The organism is Pedococcus sp. P2_E4, from assembly GCF_056403935.1.
Genome location: NZ_JBFUEO010000019.1, coordinates 1 through 16,854 on the forward strand (window position 1 = coordinate 1; position 16,854 = coordinate 16,854).

A 16,854-nucleotide genomic window follows, 5' to 3' on the forward strand; every position below is an offset into this window, starting at 1 on the left:
GGCACCGGCCGAGCCCGAGCCCGCGCCGGCACCGACGGAGCCCGAGCCCGCCCCAGCGACCGAGCCTGAGCCTGCGCCGACCCCGGCCCCCAACCCGGCGCCGTCCACCAACGACCCCCAGGAGCCCGGTGGCGGTGACGGACCACTGACGCCGGGCGAACCGCAGCGGCCTGGATCGCCCGGTGGGCCGCTGGACCCCTCTCAGCGCCCCGAGGACACGGACACGACGCCCCAGGTGCCGTCCGACCCGACGGCGGAGGACGGCGGCTCCGACGGGCCGGCGGCTCCGCCGGAGGTCGACGTGCCGCCCGACTTCGACGATCCGACCGCTGGTGACCACCCCACGGAGGAGCAGGACACCGCCTCTGGAGCCGACACGGTGGCCACCGCCGAGGGCGACACGGCTGCCGGCGGTCCGACCGAGGAGCGTGAGTCTTCCGGAAACCAGGCTGACGGAGGGCTGAGCGAGGGAGGGCCGACCCAGCAGGGCGAGCCGCAGTCGGACACTCCCACCCCGGGCGGGGACCAGCCGGATGACGGCGGCCCCGCGCAGGTCCCGACCGACGAGCCGGGGAGCACGAGCACGCCGGAGCCGGGCCCCGACGCCGAGACCGACCTCGGCGACACCGCGCCCAAGGAGCTGCCGCCCTTCGGGCGCAGCTGACCCCACCGCATACGCCTGGCTGGGTCGTCTCCACACGACGAAGGGCGCCTCCCGGCGGGAGGCGCCCTTCGTCGTCTGGTCAGTCCTTGATCTCGGCGATCACCGCGCCGTTGGTCACCGTCTGGCCGACCTCGGCAGCGAGACCGGTGATGGTGCCGGCCTTGTGGGCGTTGATCGGCTGCTCCATCTTCATCGCCTCGAGGACCACCACGAGCTCGCCCTCGGCGACCTGCTGGCCCTCCTCGACGGCGATCTTGACGATGGTGCCCTGCATGGGCGCGGTGAGCGAGTCGCCCGAGGCGGCCGCCCCCGACTTGGACCCACCAGAGCGTCTCGGCGCCTTCTTCTTCGCGGCGCCGCCGCCCCCGCCGAGCGCGAGCCCGCCGGGCAGGACGACCTCGAGCCGCTTGCCGCCGACCTCGACGACCACGGTCTGGCGTTCGCCGGACTGCTCCGGCGCGTCAGGGGTGGAGCCGTTGTAGGCCGGGATCTGGTTGTCGAACTCGGTCTCGATCCAGCGGGTGTGCACCGAGAACGGTTTGTCGCCCTCGGGTGCGAAGGCGGGGTCGGCCACGACCACGCGGTGGAACGGCAGCACGGTCGGCATGCCGTCGACCGTGAACTCGGCCAGCGCGCGCCGGGACCTCTCGAGGGCCTGGTGGCGGTCGCGGCCGGTCACGATGAGCTTGGCCAGCATCGAGTCGAAGGCTCCGCCGATCACGTCCCCGGCGACCACGCCCGAGTCGAGCCGGACGCCCGGGCCCGACGGCGGCTCGAAGACCGCGACGACACCCGGAGCCGGCAGGAACCCGCGCCCGGCATCCTCGCCGTTGATGCGGAACTCGAACGAGTGGCCGACGGGAGCGGGGTCGTCGTAGCCGAGGGGCTCGCCGTTCGCGATGCGGAACTGCTCGCGGACCAGGTCGATGCCGGTGACCTCCTCGGTCACGGGGTGCTCGACCTGCAGGCGGGTGTTGACCTCGAGGAACGAGATCGTGCCGTCCTGCCCGACGAGGAACTCGCACGTGCCGGCGCCGGTGTACTTCGCCTCGGTGAGGATCGCCTTCGAGGCGCGGACCAGCTCGGCATTCTGCTCGTCGCTGAGGAACGGCGCGGGCGCCTCCTCGACGAGCTTCTGGTGGCGGCGCTGGAGCGAGCAGTCACGGGTGGAGACGACGACGACGTTGCCGTGCTGGTCGGCCAGGCACTGGGTCTCGACGTGCCGCGGCTTGTCGAGGTAGCGCTCGACGAAGCACTCGCCGCGGCCGAAGGCAGCCACGGCCTCGCGGGTGGCCGAGTCGAACAGCTCGGGGATCTCCTCCAGGGTGCGCGCGACCTTGAGGCCGCGACCGCCGCCACCGTAGGCGGCCTTGATGGCCACCGGGAGACCGTGCTCCTTGGCGAAGGCGATGATCTCGTCGGCGTCGTCGACCGGGTCGGGGGTCCCGGGGACGAGGGGCGCGTTGGCGCGGGCGGCGATGTGGCGGGCCTTGACCTTGTCGCCGAGCGAGTCGATCGCCTCGGGCGACGGGCCGATCCAGGTCAACCCGGCGTCGATGACGGCCTGGGCGAAGGAGGCGTTCTCGGCGAGGAAACCGTAGCCGGGGTGGACGGCGTCGGCGCCGGACTTCCTCGCGACGTCCAGCAGCTTCTCCTGGACGAGGTAGGAGTCGCCCGGGGTCGCGCCGCCCAGGGCGTAGGCCTCGTCTGCCACCTTGACGTGCAGGCCGTCCCGGTCCGGGTCGGCATAGACCGCGACCGAGCCGATGCCGCTGTCCGCACAGGCACGGGCGATGCGTACGGCGATCTCGCCGCGGTTGGCAATGAGGACCTTGGTGATCGGACCGGAAGATGGCGCCATGCGCCGGAGCCTAGCCCGTTTCCGTGACGTCACAGGCACCCGTCGGGTGTGGCCTCGCCAACACTGCGGCGCCTGTCCGAGTGCCCCGCCGACCTGGTCCAGCGGTCCCTGGTGTCGCGCCCGTCGTACGCGTGGAGCACCCGTCCGTCCCGGGGCGGGCGGGACGGCCCGGGCTGGCGAATAGGGTGTGCGGCATGAGCGGTGCGGATGGTGCGCAGTCGATGCGCGAGATCGAGGACGGCGTCAAGCGGGACTTCTCGGCGGCGATGTCCTACGGCGACTACCTGGGGCTCGACACGCTGCTGTCGGCCCAGTTCCCGCGCAGTGAGCCACCCCAGCACGACGAGCTGCTGTTCATCATCCAGCACCAGACGTCCGAGCTCTGGCTCAAGCTGTTGCTGCACGAGCTGCGGTCGGCCCGCGGGCTGCTGGCCGCCGACGAGCTCGCCCCCGCCCTCAAGCGGCTGGCTCGGGTCAAGCGGATCCAGGAGGTGCTGACCCACCAGTGGTCGGTCCTGGCGACCCTCACCCCGAGCGAGTACGCCGAGATCCGGCCCTTCCTGGCCACCAGCTCGGGGTTCCAGTCGTGGCAGTACCGCGCCGTGGAGTTCCTGCTGGGCAACAAGAACGCCGACATGGTCGCCGTCTTCGACCACGACGAGACCGCCCGGGGCATGCTGGCCCAGCTGCTCGTCGAGCCGAGCCTGTACGACGAGTTCCTGCGCTACCTGTCCCGGCACGGCTACGCCGTCCCGGCCGAGCTGCTCGACCGCGACTTCTCCCAGCCGTACCAGCTCCACGAGTCACTCGTGGACACGTTCGCCGGGGTCTACGCCGCGCCGGCCCAGCACTGGGGCGTCTACGAGACCTGCGAGGAGCTCGTCGACGTGGAGGACAACTTCCAGCACTGGAGGTTCCGGCACCTCCAGGTGGTGACGCGGACCATCGGCCACAAGCGGGGCACCGGCGGCTCGTCCGGCGTCGACTTCCTGCGCCGCGCCCTCGACCTCACCTTCTTTCCCGAGCTGTACGCCGTCCGCACGCGCGTCTGACGGCATACTCGCGCCATGGCTCGGGTGATCCACACGGCGCAGGCGCTGGTCGACGAGGTGGTTGAGGTCGCCGCCCTGCCCGTGCGCGGCGGCAACGCCGTGGCCCAGACCTACGAGCGGTATGCCGGGGGCGCGGTGAACATCCTCGTGGCCGCCGCGCGGTCCGGGGCCGAGGCCGTGCTGGCCGGGTCCGTGGGGACGGGGTCCAACGGCGACCTCGTGCGCGCGGCGCTCGCGGCCGAGGGGGTGCTCGTGAGCAGCCCCGCCGTGGAGGGGCTCGACACCGGCATCTGCTTCGTCATGATCGAGCCGACCGCGGAGCGGACCTTCGTCACGACGCAGGGCGCCGAGCGGCGGATCAGCGTCGAGAGCCTGTCGACCGCCGCCCCCGCACCGGGCGACCTGGTGTGCCTGAGCGGCTTCTCGCTCGTCGGCCTGACCCGTGACCCGTTGCTGGCGTGGCTCGACGGTCTCGACCCCGAGGTGGTCGTCGTCCTCGACCCCGGCGCCGCGTTCGCCGAGCTCGAGCCGGGTCTGAAGCAGCGCGTGCTTCGCCGCACCAGCGTCTGGTCGAGCAACGCCGAGGAGGCCACGGCGCTCACCGGGGTCGACGACCCTGCGCAGTCGGTGGCCGAGGCCGCGACCAGGCTGCCGCCCGGATCCGTGTGCATCGTGCGAGACGGGCCGCAGGGCTGCTGGGTGCTCGACACCGCCGGTGGGTCCGCCCCGACGCACCTGCCCGGCTACCCGCAGGAGCCGGTCGACACCAACGGCGCCGGTGACACGCACACCGGCGTCCTCGTGGCCTGCCGGGCCGCCGGAGCGTCCTGGACCACCGCGGCGACGCGGGCCAACGCGGCAGGTGCGATCAAGGTGACCCGCAGGGGCCCGGCGACCGCCCCGACCGCCGAGGAGATCGACGCGTTCCTCGCCAGGGTGGGTGACGGCACCTGACCGGGAAAGGTTCGCGAGCCCTCGTGATCTCAGCCCCGGCTCAGGCCCAGGCGGCAGCCACCTCGGACGCAGCCAGGGCGCTCGCGGCGGCGCAGACGACCACGTAGGAGCCGATCCACAGGACCCTCGGGACCCGCGTCAGGGCGGCGAGCACGGCAGGGTCACTCGCCCGGTCGCGGGACCGCGCCGCGGCGCCGAGGTGCCGCCACGCCCCGACCAGCAGCACGATGCCGCAGCCGACGAGCACCTGGGCCTGCAGCGCGTCGTCGCGCCACCACCACAGGGCTCCCGTGGTGGCGAGGGCCACCAGCATGACCACGGCGGTGAGCAGCGAGCGCACTCGGACGAGGGCGAGGAGCAGGACGACGAGCGTCAGGCCGATGACCGGCGCGGCCCACCCGGAACCCGCGGTCCACACCATCGCCGCCCCGACGACGGCCGGCGCCGGGTAGCCCGCCCACGTCGACAGCACCCTGCCGACGCCTCGGGTCGGTCCCACCGTGACCGCGTGGCCGGACATGTCCCCCCGCAGCACGAACCCCGTGAACCGCCGCCCGACGGCCATGCCCACGAGGGCGTGCCCGAGCTCGTGGACCAGCGTCACCGCGAGTCGCAGCACCTGCCAGACGGGCGGCACGGCCACCACGAGCAGGGCGGCGACCAGCGCGACGGTCACCGCCGGGGCGCCCATCGCGACCTCGGCGGTCGCGGGCACCGTCCGTGATCGCAGGAGCTCCCAGTCCACGGCGGCGAACCTAGCCGACGTCGCTGGGCGCCCGCTGTGGTGGGCCCCTGACGCCGGCGTGCAGCCGTCCTAGCCGCCGCGGACGTCGTGGGTGGCGACCAGCTCGTCGTAGATCGCGTCGAGGCGCGCGTCGACGGTGCGCCGGCCGGGGTCGGCGTCGTGCCACTCGACGATCTCCTGGGCTCCCTGCCGGAACGGCACGCGCGCAGACCAGCCGGGGACGAGGGACCTCACCTTGCTGTTGTCGAACACCATCGAGTGCGCCTTGTCGCCCAGCAGGCTGGCGCCGAAGTCCTCGTCGAGGGCTGCGACCGCATCCGAGGGCACGTGCACCAGGTGGGGCTCGACGCCCGCCGCCTCGGCCATGTCCAGGTAGATCCGGTTCCAGGTGGGTGCTTCGTCGCCGGTGATGTGGAACGCCTCACCGAGGGCTTCGCGCCTGCCGAGCAAGCCCGTGAACGCCCGCGCGAAGTCCGTGTGGTGCGTGATCGTCCACAGCGAGGTGCCGTCCCCGTGCACCATGACCGGCTTGCCCTGCCGCATCCGCTCCACCACGGTCCAGCCACCGCTGAACGGGGGCAGCGTGTGGTCGTAGGTGTGCGACGGGCGCACGATGGTCATGGGCAGCCCGCGTTCGCGGTACACCGAGACGAGCAGGTCCTCGCAGGCGATCTTGTTGCGGGAGTAAGCCCAGAACGGGTTGCGCAGGGGAGTGGACTCGGTCACCGGCAGGCGCGCCGGAGGCGTCTGGTAGGCCGACGCCGAGCTGATGAAGACGTACTGGCCCGTGCGTTCGCCGAACTGGTCGAGCTGCTGCTGGACGTGGTCGGGGGTGAACGACAGGAAGTCCACGACGACGTCGAACGTGCGGTCACCCACGACCTCGCGTACGGCGGCGGAGTCCCTGACGTCTGCGGTCAGGGACTCGGCCCCGGGGTGCGCCGGGTGGGTCGTGGACGTGCCGCGGTTGAGGATGCTGACCTCCCAGCCGTCAGCGAGGGCCTCGGCGACGCACGCCGAGCTGATCACGCCGGTGCCACCGACGAACAGGACTGTGCGAGCGGCCATGTCCCGAGCCTAGGACCAGGAAGGCGGACGCGCCGCCCGCGTGAGGGCGACCGCGCGGTGCCCCGGCCCGGGTCAGCCCAGCCGGTCGAGGTCCGCCCGGCAGCGGCGCTCGAACTCGCCCAGCTCGGTGAGCGCGTCCTCGAGGTCGCGGCGCCTCTGCTCGAGGTCGGCCCGTCGCTCGTCGATCTGGCTCAGGACGTACTCCAGCTGGCTCGCCTTGCCGCGCGGCCGGTCGTAGAGGTCGATGATCGTGCGGATCTCCTCGAGGGGGAACCCCAGTCGCTTGCCCCGCAGGATCAGGCCGAGCCGGGTGCGGTCGCGCCGGTGGTAGACCCGGGTGGTGCCGCGTCGTTCGGGGGTGACCAGCCCGAGGTCCTCGTAGTGCCGCACGGTGCGGTGGGTGACCCCGAACTCGTCCGCGATCTGCCGGATCGTCCAGGACTGCTGGAGGTCGGTGGGGGCGTGGGCTGGCATACCCGTGAGTATTGCTTTACGTTTACGTCAACGTCAAGCAACACACCACACCCACGGTATGCCGCGTGGCCGGGAGCACGTCTGTGATCGACGTGGTCTCGGTGCGCACCACGAAGGAGAACCGATGTTCGAGCTGAGCAAGGAGCACGAGGACTTCCGCAAGGTCGTCCGGGAGTTCGCCGAGGCCGAGGTCGAGCCGCACATCGCCAAGTGGGACAAGGACCACCACTTCCCGAGCGACCTCGTGCCCAAGATGGGCGAGCTGGGGCTCTTCGGCCTCGTCGTCCCCGAGGAGTTCGGCGGCATGGGCGACGACGGCGACTTCACGTCGCTCTGCGTGGCGATCGAGGAGCTCGGCCGGATCGACCAGTCGATCGGGATCACGCTGTCGGCCGGTGTCGGCCTGGGCATCAACCCGATCCTCACCTACGGCACGCAGGAGCAGAAGGAGCAGTTTCTCCCCGACCTCGTCGCGGGTCGCGCGCTCGCCGGGTTCGGGCTGACCGAGCCCGACGCGGGCTCCGATGCCGGCGCCACCCGCACCAAGGCCGTCCGCGACGGCGACCACTGGGTCGTCAACGGGTCCAAGGCCTTCATCACCAACTCCGGCACCGACATCACGTCGGTGGTCACCGTCACCGCCCGCACGGGCACGAACGACGACGGCTCCGCCCAGCTGAGCGCGATCATGATCCCTTCCGGCACACCGGGGTTCACGGTCGAGCCGGCCTACGACAAGCTCGGCTGGCACGCCTCCGACACCCACGGCCTGACCTTCGAGGACTGCCGGGTGCCTGCGGGCAACCTGCTCGGCAACGAGGGCGAGGGCTTCAAGCAGTTCCTCAAGACCCTCGACGACGGCCGCATCGCCATCTCCGCGCTCGCCGTCGGCATGAGCCAGCGCATGCTCGAGGAGACCACCGAGTACGCCAAGACCCGCAAGGCGTTCGGCAAGCCGATCGGCGTCAACCAGGGTGTGTCGTTCCAGATCGCCGACCTCGCCGTGATGGTCGAGGCCTCCCGCCAGCTGACCTATAAGGCTGCCTGGCTCAAGGACGAGCTGGAGCACGGCCGCCGCTCGGTCAAGGAGGTCAAGCAGGCCGCCGCGATCTGCAAGCTCTACTCGACCGAGGCCGCCGTCACGGCGACCCGCATCGCCACCCAGGTCTTCGGCGGCAACGGCTTCATGGAGGAGTACCCCGTCGCGCGCTTCTACCGCGATGCCAAGATCCTCGAGATCGGCGAGGGCACCTCCGAGGTGCAGCGCATGGTCATCGCCCGCCACCTCGGCCTGCCGACCGCCTGATCCCGTGGCAGCCGTCCCAGACGCAGCAACCCGACAGACAGTGCGAGAGGGTATGCCGGTGACCTCCACCTCCTCGTCAGGCACCCCGGTATCAGGCACCCCGGTGTCAGGCACCCCGGTGTCAGGCACCTCAGCGTCCACGCCCGCCCCGCCGTTCGCCGTCGGAGCGGACTCGGGCACTGACCCGAAGGTGACCGACGTCCGCGAGCGGCTCGCCGCGGCATACGAGGCGTCGGCGACGGCGCCGCACAAGGCGCAGGCCAAGCTCGACTCGCAGGGCAAGCTCTATGTCCGCGACCGGATCGCGATGCTCTTCGACGAGGGCAGCTTCGTCGAGGACGCACGCTATGCGAACGCGACGGCCACCGGGCTGCCCGCCGACGGCGTGGTGACCGGACGCGGCACCGTCGACGGCCGGCCGGCGATCGTCATCGCCAACGACCCGACCGTCAAGGCCGGGTCGTGGGGTGCGCGCACCGTCGAGAAGATCGTGCGCGCCACCGAGATGGCGCTGCGCGAGGAGCTGCCGGTCTTCTGGTTCGTCGACTCCGCCGGGGCGCGCATCACCGACCAGGTCGAGATGTTCCCCGGCCGGCGCGGCGCGGGGCGCATCTTCCACAATCAGGTCGCGCTGTCCGGCAAGGTGCCCCAGATCTGCTGCCTGTTCGGGCCGAGTGCTGCGGGGGGCGCCTACATCCCGTCGTTCACCGACCTCATCATCATGGTCGAGGGCAACGCCTCGATGTACCTCGGCAGTCCGCGCATGGCGGAGATGGTTGTGGGAGAGAAGGTTTCGCTCGAGGACATGGGCGGGGCCCGCATGCACTGCACCGTCTCGGGGGTCGGTGACCTGCTGGTGTCCGACGACGCCGAGGCGATCGAGATGGCGCGGCTCTACTTCTCCTACCTGCCGGCCAACTGGCGCTCGGACCTGCCGTCCTACGCGCCCGAGGAGCCCTCGGCGCCCCTGACCCGGCACACGGTGCCCGAGCGTGAGAGCCAGCCATTCGACATCCACGAGGTGATCGACGGCCTGGTCGACGACGAGTCCTTCTTCGAGGTCAAGCCGCTGTTCGCACCCGAGCTGGTCGTCGGGTTCGGGCGGATGGCCGGCGAGACCGTGGGCATCGTCGCGAACAACTCGATGGTCAAGGGTGGCGTGCTGTTCACCGACAGCGCCGACAAGGCAGCGCGGTTCATCTGGCTCTGCGACGCGTACTCCATCCCGCTCGTCTACCTCGCCGACGTCCCCGGCTTCATGATCGGCTCCGAGGTGGAGCGCGGCGGCATCATCCGGCACGGCGCCAAGATGGTGCACGCCGTGTCCTCGGCCACCGTCCCGCAGTTCTGCGTCATCGTCCGCAAGGCGTATGGCGCCGGCCTCTACGCGATGGGCGGTCCCGGTTTCGGACCCGACGCGACCATCGCGCTGCCGACGGCGCGGATCGCGGTCATGGGTCCCGAGGCGGCCGTCAACGCCGTCTACGCCAACAAGATCGCGGCGATCGAGGACCCGGCCGAGCGCGAGCAGTTCGTCCAGGACATGCGTCGCGAGTACGAGGAGGACGTCGACCTCGAACGACTCGCGGCCGACCTGGTGCTCGACCAGATCATCGAGGCCGACGCACTGCGCGGCGAGCTGCTGCTGCGGCTGCGCTACGCCAAGGCCAGGGACCGCCACTTCGCGACCAAGCGCCGCGACATCCCCCCGGTCTGAGCTGCCCGGTCCTTCCGGTCGGTATGGCGTGGTCAGGCTTCGCGGCGGCCCTGGGCGCCCTGGTGGGCCGGGTTGCGCAGCTCGCGCCACGGCAGGCCCACGTCGCCGAGCAGCTCACGCAGCAGCGGTAGCGACAGGCCGACGACGTTGCTCGGGTCTCCCTCGATGCCGGCCACGTAGGGAGCGCCCAGCCCGTCGAGCGTGAAGGCACCGGCGACCCGCAGCGGCTCGCCCGTGCCGACGTAGGCCGCGATCTCGTCCGCGTCCAGCCGTGCGAAGTGGACCGTGGTGGACGCCGTCGCGCCGAGGGTGGCGCCCGTGCCTCCCTCGGACTCCTCGCGGGTGTCGACGACCCAGTGCCCGGTGTGGAGCACGCCGGAGCGTCCGCTCATCAGACCCCAGCGGGCGATGGCCTCCTCGGGGGACGACGGCTTGCCGTGGACCTCGCCGTCGAGCTCGAGCACCGAGTCGCAGCCGACGACGACCGCGCCGTCGATCTGGCTGGCGACGTCCTCCGCCTTGGCCCGGGCCAGGACGAGCGCCAAGTCCTCGGCGGCGAGCTCGCCGTACCGCTCGCGGGCCTCGGCCGTGACCGCGGGCTCGTCGACCGCGCTGACGACCACGCTCACGTCGACACCTGCCGCGGTGAGCAGCTTCTTGCGGGCGGGGGAGGCGGAGGCGAGGACGAGGTGCGTGGTCACGCGCCCCAAACTACTGGCTCAACCGAGGCGGTCGTCCACGAAGCACCAGCGCCACGACTCACCCGGCTCGAAGCTGCGCATCACCGGGTGGTCGCTCTCGCGGAAGTGGGCCGAGGCGTGCTTCTGCGGGGACGAGTCGCAGCAGCCGACGTGGCCGCAGTCGAGGCACAGCCGCAGGTGCACCCAGGTCGTGCCGTCGCGCAGGCACTCCTCGCACCCGTGTGGGCTGGTGGGCGCCACGAACCGGTCGTGGTGGGCAGCCAGGTGCTCGCACTCGTCCTCGGAGCGCTCGGGCGGCAGCAACGGGTCCTCGCGCAGCTCGTCGGAGCGCTCCTCGATCCGGTCCAGCATCGACTCCTCGATGTCGAGCTGGGCGAAGACGTGGCCCAGGACCTCCTGGTCGACGGTGCCGGCGTCGCGGATCCGCAGGAGCTCCTCGCGCTCGGCCCCCAGCATGACGAGCCGCACCCGGCGGTAGGTCGCGCTCGGCGTCTCGACCGCGTCGGCCCGGCCCTGGCCGAGCCGCTCCCAGACGATGTTGGTGCGGTTCTCGGCCCGTTGGCGCAGCGTCTCGATGATGTCGTCGTCGGCGTCGTCGCAGTCCTCGAGCGCCTTGAGCCCGGCCGCGACGGACGCCTGGAGGATGGTCGCCTCCTGGAGGGCGTCCTCGCGCGGGTCCGGCCCGCGCACCCCGAGGCTGCGGGCCAGCCACGGCAGGGACAGGCCCTGCAGCAGCAGGGTCCCGACCGTCACCGTCATGGCCGCCAGCACCAGGGTGGAGCGCTCGGGGGTGTCCTCGGGCAGGGTGAAGGCCGCCGCGAGCGTGACCACGCCGCGCATCCCCGCCCACGAGATCACTGCGGCGGCCCTCGGGTGGAACTTGCCCTCACGGCTGACCTTGGCGCCGAGCCACTTGAACGGGAAGACGTACACGGGCCGGAGGACGATCACGGTGACGAGCACGGCGGCACAGAAGCCGACCAGCCGACCCCAGCCCAGGCCCGAGGCGTTGGCGTCCTCGACCAGCCGGCGCATCTGCATGCCGAGCATGAGGAACACGACGTTCTCGAGGATGAACTGGATCGTCGTCCAGTTGATCCGCTCGCTGAGGCGCGACGACGCGTTCTGCACGATCGGTGACTTGTGGCCGAGGATGAGCCCGGCGACCACGACCGCCAGCACCCCGGACCCGTGCAGCTGCTCCGCCGGCAGGTAGGCCAGGTAGGGGACGATGAACGAGATCGAGGTGTCCAGGGCCGAGTCGGTGACCTTGCGCCGGACGAACGCGACGCCGACCCCCACCAGGACGCCGAAGCCCACGCCGAGGACCACCGCCCGGGCGAAGTCGAACGCCACGCTGCCCGTGGTCACCTTGTCGGCGTGGTCCCCGGCGGCGACTGCGGCAGCGGCAACCGGAAAGGCCGCCACCGCAGTGCGCAGCGACACCAGGGCCGTCGCGTCGTTGACCAGCGACTCACCCTCGAGGATCGTCACGATCCGCCGAGGCAGCCCTATCCGGCGGGCGACCGACGTCGCGGCGACGGCATCCGGCGGTGCGACCACCGCACCGAGCGCGAACGCGACCGCGAAGGGCACCCCGAGCATCCACCACGCCACCAGCCCGACCCCGCCGGCCGTGAACAGCACGAGCCCGACGGACAGCCCCAGGATCGGGTTCCAGTTGGCACGGAAGTCCACGAGCGACGTGCGGATCGCGGCGGCATACAGCAGCGGCGGCAGCAGCCCGACGAGGACCACCTCGGAGCTCAGCTCCGGCTCGGGGATGAACGGGACGTAGCTGACCACCACGCCGACGACGAGCAGCACCAGGGGCGCCGCGATCCTCACCCTCTGGGCGAGTCCCGACACGAGGATGACGGTGCCGATGATGGCGACGATGGAGCCTGCGGTTTCCACCGGCACATCCTCGCAGGCGCGTGGCCGGACAGGCGCACGGGCTGGCGCCGTCAGGCAGCGTCAGTCGAGCTCGCCCAGCACCGCCTCTCGGAGGGTGTCGAGGCCGACGCCGCCGATGTCGAGGGCGCGCCGGTGGAAGTCCTTGAGGGAGAACGCATCTCCCTCGCGCTCCGCGACCTGGTCGCGCAGCTGCATCCAGAGGCGCTCGCCGATCTTGTAGGACGGGGCCTGACCCGGCCAGCCGAGGTAGCGGTCGAGCTCGAAGCGCAGCCACGCCTCGCCCTGGTTGGCGTGGGCGTTGAGGTAGTCCCAGGCCTTGTCGTACGTCCACTCGCCGCCCCCGACCTCGGCCGGCGCCTCGAACCCGCAGTGGACGCCGATGTCGATGACGACGCGGGCGGCGCGCAGGGACTGGCTGTCGAGCAGGCCCATCTTGTTGCCGGGGTCGTCCATGTAGCCGAGCTCGTCCATGAGCCGCTCGGCGTACAGCGCCCAGCCCTCGCCGTGGCCCGAGGTCCACGCGGCGATGCGACGCCACTTGTTGAGCAGCTCGGACCGGAAGACCGTCTGGGCGACCTGCAGGTGGTGCCCCGGGACGCCCTCGTGGTAGACGGTCGTGAGCTCTTTCCACGTGCCGAACTCGGTCACGCCCTTGGGCACCGACCACCACATCCGGCCGGGCCGGGTGAAGTCCTCCGACGGTCCCGTGTAGTAGATCCCGCCGGTCTGCGTCGGGGCGATGAGGCACTCGATGGTGCGCACGGGGTCGGGGATGTCGAAGTGCGTGCCGGCCAGGTTGGCGATGACCTCGTCGGCCCGCTCCTGCATCCACGCCTTGAGGGCGTCCGTGCCGTGCAGCTGGTATGCCGGGTCGGCGTCGAGGGCGGCGATGGCCTCCTTGACGGTGCTGCCGGGCTTGACCTGCTCGGCGACCTGCTCCATCTCGGCCGTGATCCGGGCGACCTCCTGCTGACCCCAGGCATACGTCTCGGCCAGGTCGACCCTGGCACCCAGGAACGCCCTCGACAGCAGGGCGTACCGCTCCTGCCCGCAGGCGTCAGCCTCGGGGGCCTGGTCGAGCAGGGTGTCGCGCAGCCACGTGCCCAGCTCGGCATACGACTGGGCTGCTCGGCCTGCCGAGGCCGTGAGGGCCTCGACGGTGGCGTCCGCGAGAGCGCCGCCCCCGTCGGCGAGGGCCGCGCCCCTGACGAGGGTCGCGAAGTAGCCGTCCTCGGCGACGAGGTCCTCGCACTGCTTGATGCACGCCGCGACCTGGCGGCGGGGCGAGACGTTCCCCTTGGCCGCGGCCGCCAGCAGGCTCTCCTGCCATCCCTCGAGGGCCGCCGGGACCTTGTCGAGCCGTCGGCTGATGACGCCCCAGTCCTCGTCCGTCGCGGTCGGCATGAGGTCGAGGCAGCCGCGCACCTCCTGCAGCGGCGAGGCGATGACGTTGAGCGCCATCTCGTCGAGGCCGGCGCGGTAGGTCTCGTCGGCCAGACCGAGGCGCTCGCGCAGGGCAGCCGCCGTCACCCTGTCGATGTCGTCGACGGGGGTGGCCCGGTCGAGCTCGGCGAGGGTCGCCGCCCGCAGGTCCGCGTGCGCTCGGTGACCCGCGGGTGAGAAGTCGTCGAGCTCCTCGTCGTGGCCGGGGATGCCGAAGTACGTGGCGGCGATCGGGCTCAGGGCGACGAGCTTCGCGAGGTGGTCGTCCGCGATCTGGTCGATCTGCGTGACGGGACGGGCGGCAGGGGTGGTGTCGGTGCTCACGGCAGCGAAGGTACCCCAGCGCGGCCGGAGGGGCCGCGAACCACCGGTCTCCTAGGCTGGCTCCGTGAGCGCACACCTGCTGTCCCTCAACATCGGCACGTCGGAGCCGAGCACCGCCAAGAACGTGGGGGTCACCGGCATCGGCAAGCGCCCGGTCGAGTCCGCCCAGCTGCGCGCCCCGGGGCCCAAGCACGGCGGGCTCGGCAGCGGCGTGGTGGGCGACTTCCTCGGCGACACCCGGCACCACGGTGGCGACAGGCAGGCGGTCTACGCGTTCGCGCGCGAGGAGCTGGACTGGTGGGCGGGCGAGCTGGGCCGCGACCTCCCGAACGGCATGTTCGGCGAGAACCTCACGACCCAGGGCCTCGACGTCGACGGCGCGGTCGTCGGGGAGCACTGGGCCGTGGGCGACGAGGTGGTGCTCGAGGTGACCGCGCCCCGCATCCCGTGTGCGACGTTCGCCGCGCGGATGGGCGAGCGCGGTTGGGTCAGGCGGTTCAGCGAGGTGGGCCGCACCGGCGCCTACCTCGCGGTCGTCACGCCCGGGGAGATCCGGGCCGGCGACCCGGTGAGGGTGGTCGGCAGGCCCGACCACGGCATCACGGTCCCCGTGGTGTTCCGGGCGTTCATGGGCGATCTCGACGCCGCCGAGCGGGTGCTGGCCGCCGGGTGCCTGGTCGAGCAGGAGGCCGCCGAGCTGCGCGAGACCGTGGAGAAGCGTCGGGCGGCCGGCACCGAGCTCGAGGACTAGCGGGGCCAGGCGGACGCTTGCCAGGCGCCCGCGCGCGGGGTGATGGGGCGGCGCACCGCCCGGGCAGGGGAGGACCACTGCGAGGTGTGCCGGGGGGCGGGCTCGGGCTCGCCCGCGGACGCCGCCGACAGCACCGCGAGGAGAGCCGCGACCTCCTCCGGCGAGGCGTCGCCGCGCACCAGCCGCAGCGGGGCGCCTTCGGTGGGGGGCTCGCTGCTCTCGGGCGTCACGGGACCGGCCATCAGAGGGGGATGTTCCCGTGCTTCTTCGGCGGCAGGGTCTCGCGCTTGGTGCGCAGCGCCCGCAGGGCCTTGGTGACGTTCATCCTGGTGTTGCTGGGGGTGATGACCGTGTCGATGTAGCCGCGCTCCGCGGCGATGTACGGGTTGGCGAGGGTGTCCTCGTACTCGGCGATGAACCGGGCCCGCGCCTCGTCGACGTTCTCGCCGGCCTCGGCCGCCGCGGCGAGCTGGCGCCGGTAGAGGATGTTGACAGCGCCTTGGGCGCCCATGACCGCGATCTGCGCCGTCGGCCAGGCGAGGTTGATGTCGGCCCCGAGGTGCTTGGAGCCCATCACGTCGTACGCGCCGCCGTAGGCCTTTCGAGTGATCACCGTGACGAGGGGGACGGTCGCCTCGGCATACGCGTAGATGAGCTTGGCGCCGCGGCGGATGATGCCGTCCCACTCCTGGTCCGTGCCGGGCAGGAAGCCGGGCACGTCCACGAAGGTGAGGACCGGCACGTTGAACGCGTCGCAGGTCCGCACGAAGCGGGCGGCCTTCTCGGAGGCGTCGATGTCGAGCGTGCCGGCGAACTGCATCGGCTGGTTGGCCACCACGCCCACCGACCGGCCCTCGACCCGGCCGAAGCCGACGATGAGGTTGGGCGCGAACAGCGGCTGCACCTCGAGGAAGTCCCCGTCGTCGAGGACGTGCTCGATCACGGTCTTCATGTCGTACGGCTGGTTGGCGCTGTCGGGGATGAGGGTGTCGAGCTCACGGTCGTGGTCGGTGACCTCCAACGAATCGGGCTCGCCGGCCTCCTCGTAGCTGGGGGGCTCCTCGAGGTTGTTCGAGGGCAGGTAGGACAGCAGCGCCTTGACGTACTCGATGGCGTCGTCCTCGTCGGAGCCCATGTAGTGCGCGACACCGGACTTGGTGTTGTGGGCCCGGGCCCCGCCGAGGTCCTCGAACGACACGTCCTCGCCCGTGACGGTCTTGATGACCTCGGGACCGGTGATGAACATGTGCGAGGTCTGGTCGACCATCACGGTGAAGTCGGTGACGGCGGGGGAGTACACCGCGCCACCAGCGCACGGGCCCATGATCAGCGAGATCTGCGGGATGACTCCGGACGCGTGCACGTTGCGGCGGAAGATCTCGCCGTACAGCCCGAGCGAGACCACACCCTCCTGGATGCGGGCACCGCCGGAGTCGTTGAGCCCCACGACGGGGCAGCCGACCTTCATGGCGAAGTCCATGACCTTGCAGATCTTCTCGCCGAAGACCTCGCCCAGCGAGCCGCCGAAGACCGTGAAGTCCTGCGCGAAGACGGCCACCGTGCGCCCGTCGACCGTGCCGTAGCCCGTCACGACGCCGTCGCCGTAGGGCCGGTTCTGCTCCTGGCCGAAGGCGGTCGACCGGTGTCGGGCGTACTTGTCCATCTCGACGAACGATCCCTCGTCGAGCAGCAGCTCGAGGCGCTCGCGAGCGGTCTTCTTGCCCCGGGCGTGCTGCTTCTCGACAGCGCGCTCGGACCCGGCGTGGGCGACCTCGGCGACGCGGCGCTTGAGGTCCTTCAGCTTGCCCGCGGTCGAGTGGATGTCGATGCCGGAGTCGGCGCTGGGTACGTCGGTGCCACCCATGGCAAGCGGATCA

14 protein-coding genes and 1 pseudogene are annotated in these 16,854 nt (G+C 71.7%); 6 read left to right on the forward strand and 9 right to left on the reverse strand.

Annotated features, from left to right (window positions below; genetic code table 11):
- Window positions 1-664, forward strand: a pseudogene (locus tag AC1DV7_RS10575) (hypothetical protein); the annotation flags it as partial.
- 79 nt (window positions 665-743) lie between these two features.
- Here the strand turns inward: AC1DV7_RS10575 and AC1DV7_RS10580 are convergent.
- The gene (locus AC1DV7_RS10580) at window positions 744-2,525 is read right to left on the reverse strand and encodes an acetyl/propionyl/methylcrotonyl-CoA carboxylase subunit alpha (protein WP_477597081.1); all 1,782 of its coding nucleotides are present in this window, start codon (window positions 2,523-2,525) and stop codon (window positions 744-746) included.
- Between the two features lie 194 nt (window positions 2,526-2,719).
- On the opposite strand from AC1DV7_RS10580, the gene AC1DV7_RS10585 reads away from it, so the two are divergent.
- A complete protein-coding gene (locus AC1DV7_RS10585; RefSeq protein WP_477597082.1) occupies window positions 2,720-3,577 on the forward strand; it encodes a tryptophan 2,3-dioxygenase in 858 nt (285 codons plus the stop codon).
- A 15-nt stretch (window positions 3,578-3,592) separates the two neighbouring features.
- Window positions 3,593-4,531: a PfkB family carbohydrate kinase gene (locus tag AC1DV7_RS10590; protein WP_477597083.1), complete on the forward strand. Its 939-nt coding sequence runs from the start codon at window positions 3,593-3,595 to the stop codon at window positions 4,529-4,531.
- A 40-nt stretch (window positions 4,532-4,571) separates the two neighbouring features.
- On the opposite strand, the gene AC1DV7_RS10595 is transcribed toward AC1DV7_RS10590, so the two are convergent.
- The 3 genes from AC1DV7_RS10595 to AC1DV7_RS10605 form a co-directional block, all read right to left on the reverse strand.
- On the reverse strand, window positions 4,572-5,276 hold the full coding sequence (locus AC1DV7_RS10595; RefSeq protein ID WP_477597084.1) for a M50 family metallopeptidase: 705 nt from the start codon (window positions 5,274-5,276) through the stop codon (window positions 4,572-4,574).
- 69 nt (window positions 5,277-5,345) lie between these two features.
- Window positions 5,346-6,344, reverse strand: a complete 999-nt coding sequence (locus AC1DV7_RS10600) for an NAD-dependent epimerase/dehydratase family protein (RefSeq protein ID WP_477597085.1) — start codon at window positions 6,342-6,344, stop codon at window positions 5,346-5,348.
- 72 nt (window positions 6,345-6,416) lie between these two features.
- Window positions 6,417-6,818 (reverse strand): MerR family transcriptional regulator, encoded by a 402-nt coding sequence (locus tag AC1DV7_RS10605; RefSeq protein ID WP_477597086.1) that lies wholly within the window; start codon window positions 6,816-6,818, stop codon window positions 6,417-6,419.
- Window positions 6,819-6,942: 124 nt separating this feature from the next.
- On the opposite strand from AC1DV7_RS10605, the gene AC1DV7_RS10610 reads away from it, so the two are divergent.
- Window positions 6,943-8,124, forward strand: a complete 1,182-nt coding sequence (locus tag AC1DV7_RS10610) for an acyl-CoA dehydrogenase family protein (protein ID WP_477597087.1) — start codon at window positions 6,943-6,945, stop codon at window positions 8,122-8,124.
- A 52-nt stretch (window positions 8,125-8,176) separates the two neighbouring features.
- Window positions 8,177-9,841, forward strand: coding sequence for an acyl-CoA carboxylase subunit beta (locus AC1DV7_RS10615; RefSeq protein WP_477597088.1), 1,665 nt, complete (start codon window positions 8,177-8,179; stop codon window positions 9,839-9,841).
- Between the two features lie 32 nt (window positions 9,842-9,873).
- Here the strand turns inward: AC1DV7_RS10615 and AC1DV7_RS10620 are convergent, their stop codons facing one another.
- Genes AC1DV7_RS10620 through AC1DV7_RS10630 form a run of 3 tightly spaced genes read right to left on the reverse strand, consistent with a single transcriptional unit; the run spans window position 9,874 to window position 14,226 of the window.
- The gene (locus AC1DV7_RS10620) at window positions 9,874-10,542 is read right to left on the reverse strand and encodes a Maf family protein (protein ID WP_477597089.1); all 669 of its coding nucleotides are present in this window, start codon (window positions 10,540-10,542) and stop codon (window positions 9,874-9,876) included.
- 18 nt (window positions 10,543-10,560) lie between these two features.
- Window positions 10,561-12,459: a Na+/H+ antiporter gene (locus AC1DV7_RS10625; RefSeq protein ID WP_477597090.1), complete on the reverse strand. Its 1,899-nt coding sequence runs from the start codon at window positions 12,457-12,459 to the stop codon at window positions 10,561-10,563.
- A gap of 60 nt (window positions 12,460-12,519) precedes the next feature.
- Window positions 12,520-14,226: a DUF885 domain-containing protein gene (locus AC1DV7_RS10630; RefSeq protein WP_477597091.1), complete on the reverse strand. Its 1,707-nt coding sequence runs from the start codon at window positions 14,224-14,226 to the stop codon at window positions 12,520-12,522.
- Window positions 14,227-14,290: 64 nt separating this feature from the next.
- Between AC1DV7_RS10630 and AC1DV7_RS10635 the strand changes: the two genes are divergently transcribed.
- Window positions 14,291-14,977: an MOSC domain-containing protein gene (locus tag AC1DV7_RS10635; protein ID WP_477597092.1), complete on the forward strand. Its 687-nt coding sequence runs from the start codon at window positions 14,291-14,293 to the stop codon at window positions 14,975-14,977.
- Here the strand turns inward: AC1DV7_RS10635 and AC1DV7_RS10640 are convergent.
- Together AC1DV7_RS10640 and AC1DV7_RS10645 are read right to left on the reverse strand one after the other, a co-directional pair.
- Window positions 14,974-15,219, reverse strand: coding sequence for an acyl-CoA carboxylase epsilon subunit (locus AC1DV7_RS10640; RefSeq protein WP_477597093.1), 246 nt, complete (start codon window positions 15,217-15,219; stop codon window positions 14,974-14,976). The genes AC1DV7_RS10635 and AC1DV7_RS10640 overlap by 4 nt on opposite strands.
- Window positions 15,219-16,841, reverse strand: a complete 1,623-nt coding sequence (locus AC1DV7_RS10645; RefSeq protein WP_477597139.1) for an acyl-CoA carboxylase subunit beta — start codon at window positions 16,839-16,841, stop codon at window positions 15,219-15,221. The genes AC1DV7_RS10640 and AC1DV7_RS10645 overlap by 1 nt, the downstream gene beginning before the upstream one ends.
- Between the last annotated feature and the right edge of the window lie 13 nt (window positions 16,842-16,854).

What these genes read in the sequence shown, in the direction of transcription:
- AC1DV7_RS10580 (WP_477597081.1), bottom strand. Translation starts at nt 2,525, where the DNA reads ATGGCGCCATCTTCCGGTCCGATCACCAAGGTCCTCATTGCCAACCGC.
- AC1DV7_RS10585 (WP_477597082.1), top strand. Translation starts at nt 2,720, where the DNA reads ATGAGCGGTGCGGATGGTGCGCAGTCGATGCGCGAGATCGAGGACGGC.
- AC1DV7_RS10590 (WP_477597083.1), top strand. Translation starts at nt 3,593, where the DNA reads ATGGCTCGGGTGATCCACACGGCGCAGGCGCTGGTCGACGAGGTGGTT.
- AC1DV7_RS10600 (WP_477597085.1), bottom strand. Translation starts at nt 6,344, where the DNA reads ATGGCCGCTCGCACAGTCCTGTTCGTCGGTGGCACCGGCGTGATCAGC.
- AC1DV7_RS10605 (WP_477597086.1), bottom strand. Translation starts at nt 6,818, where the DNA reads ATGCCAGCCCACGCCCCCACCGACCTCCAGCAGTCCTGGACGATCCGG.
- AC1DV7_RS10610 (WP_477597087.1), top strand. Translation starts at nt 6,943, where the DNA reads ATGTTCGAGCTGAGCAAGGAGCACGAGGACTTCCGCAAGGTCGTCCGG.
- AC1DV7_RS10615 (WP_477597088.1), top strand. Translation starts at nt 8,177, where the DNA reads ATGCCGGTGACCTCCACCTCCTCGTCAGGCACCCCGGTATCAGGCACC.
- AC1DV7_RS10640 (WP_477597093.1), bottom strand. Translation starts at nt 15,219, where the DNA reads ATGGCCGGTCCCGTGACGCCCGAGAGCAGCGAGCCCCCCACCGAAGGC.
- AC1DV7_RS10645 (WP_477597139.1), bottom strand. Translation starts at nt 16,841, where the DNA reads ATGGGTGGCACCGACGTACCCAGCGCCGACTCCGGCATCGACATCCAC.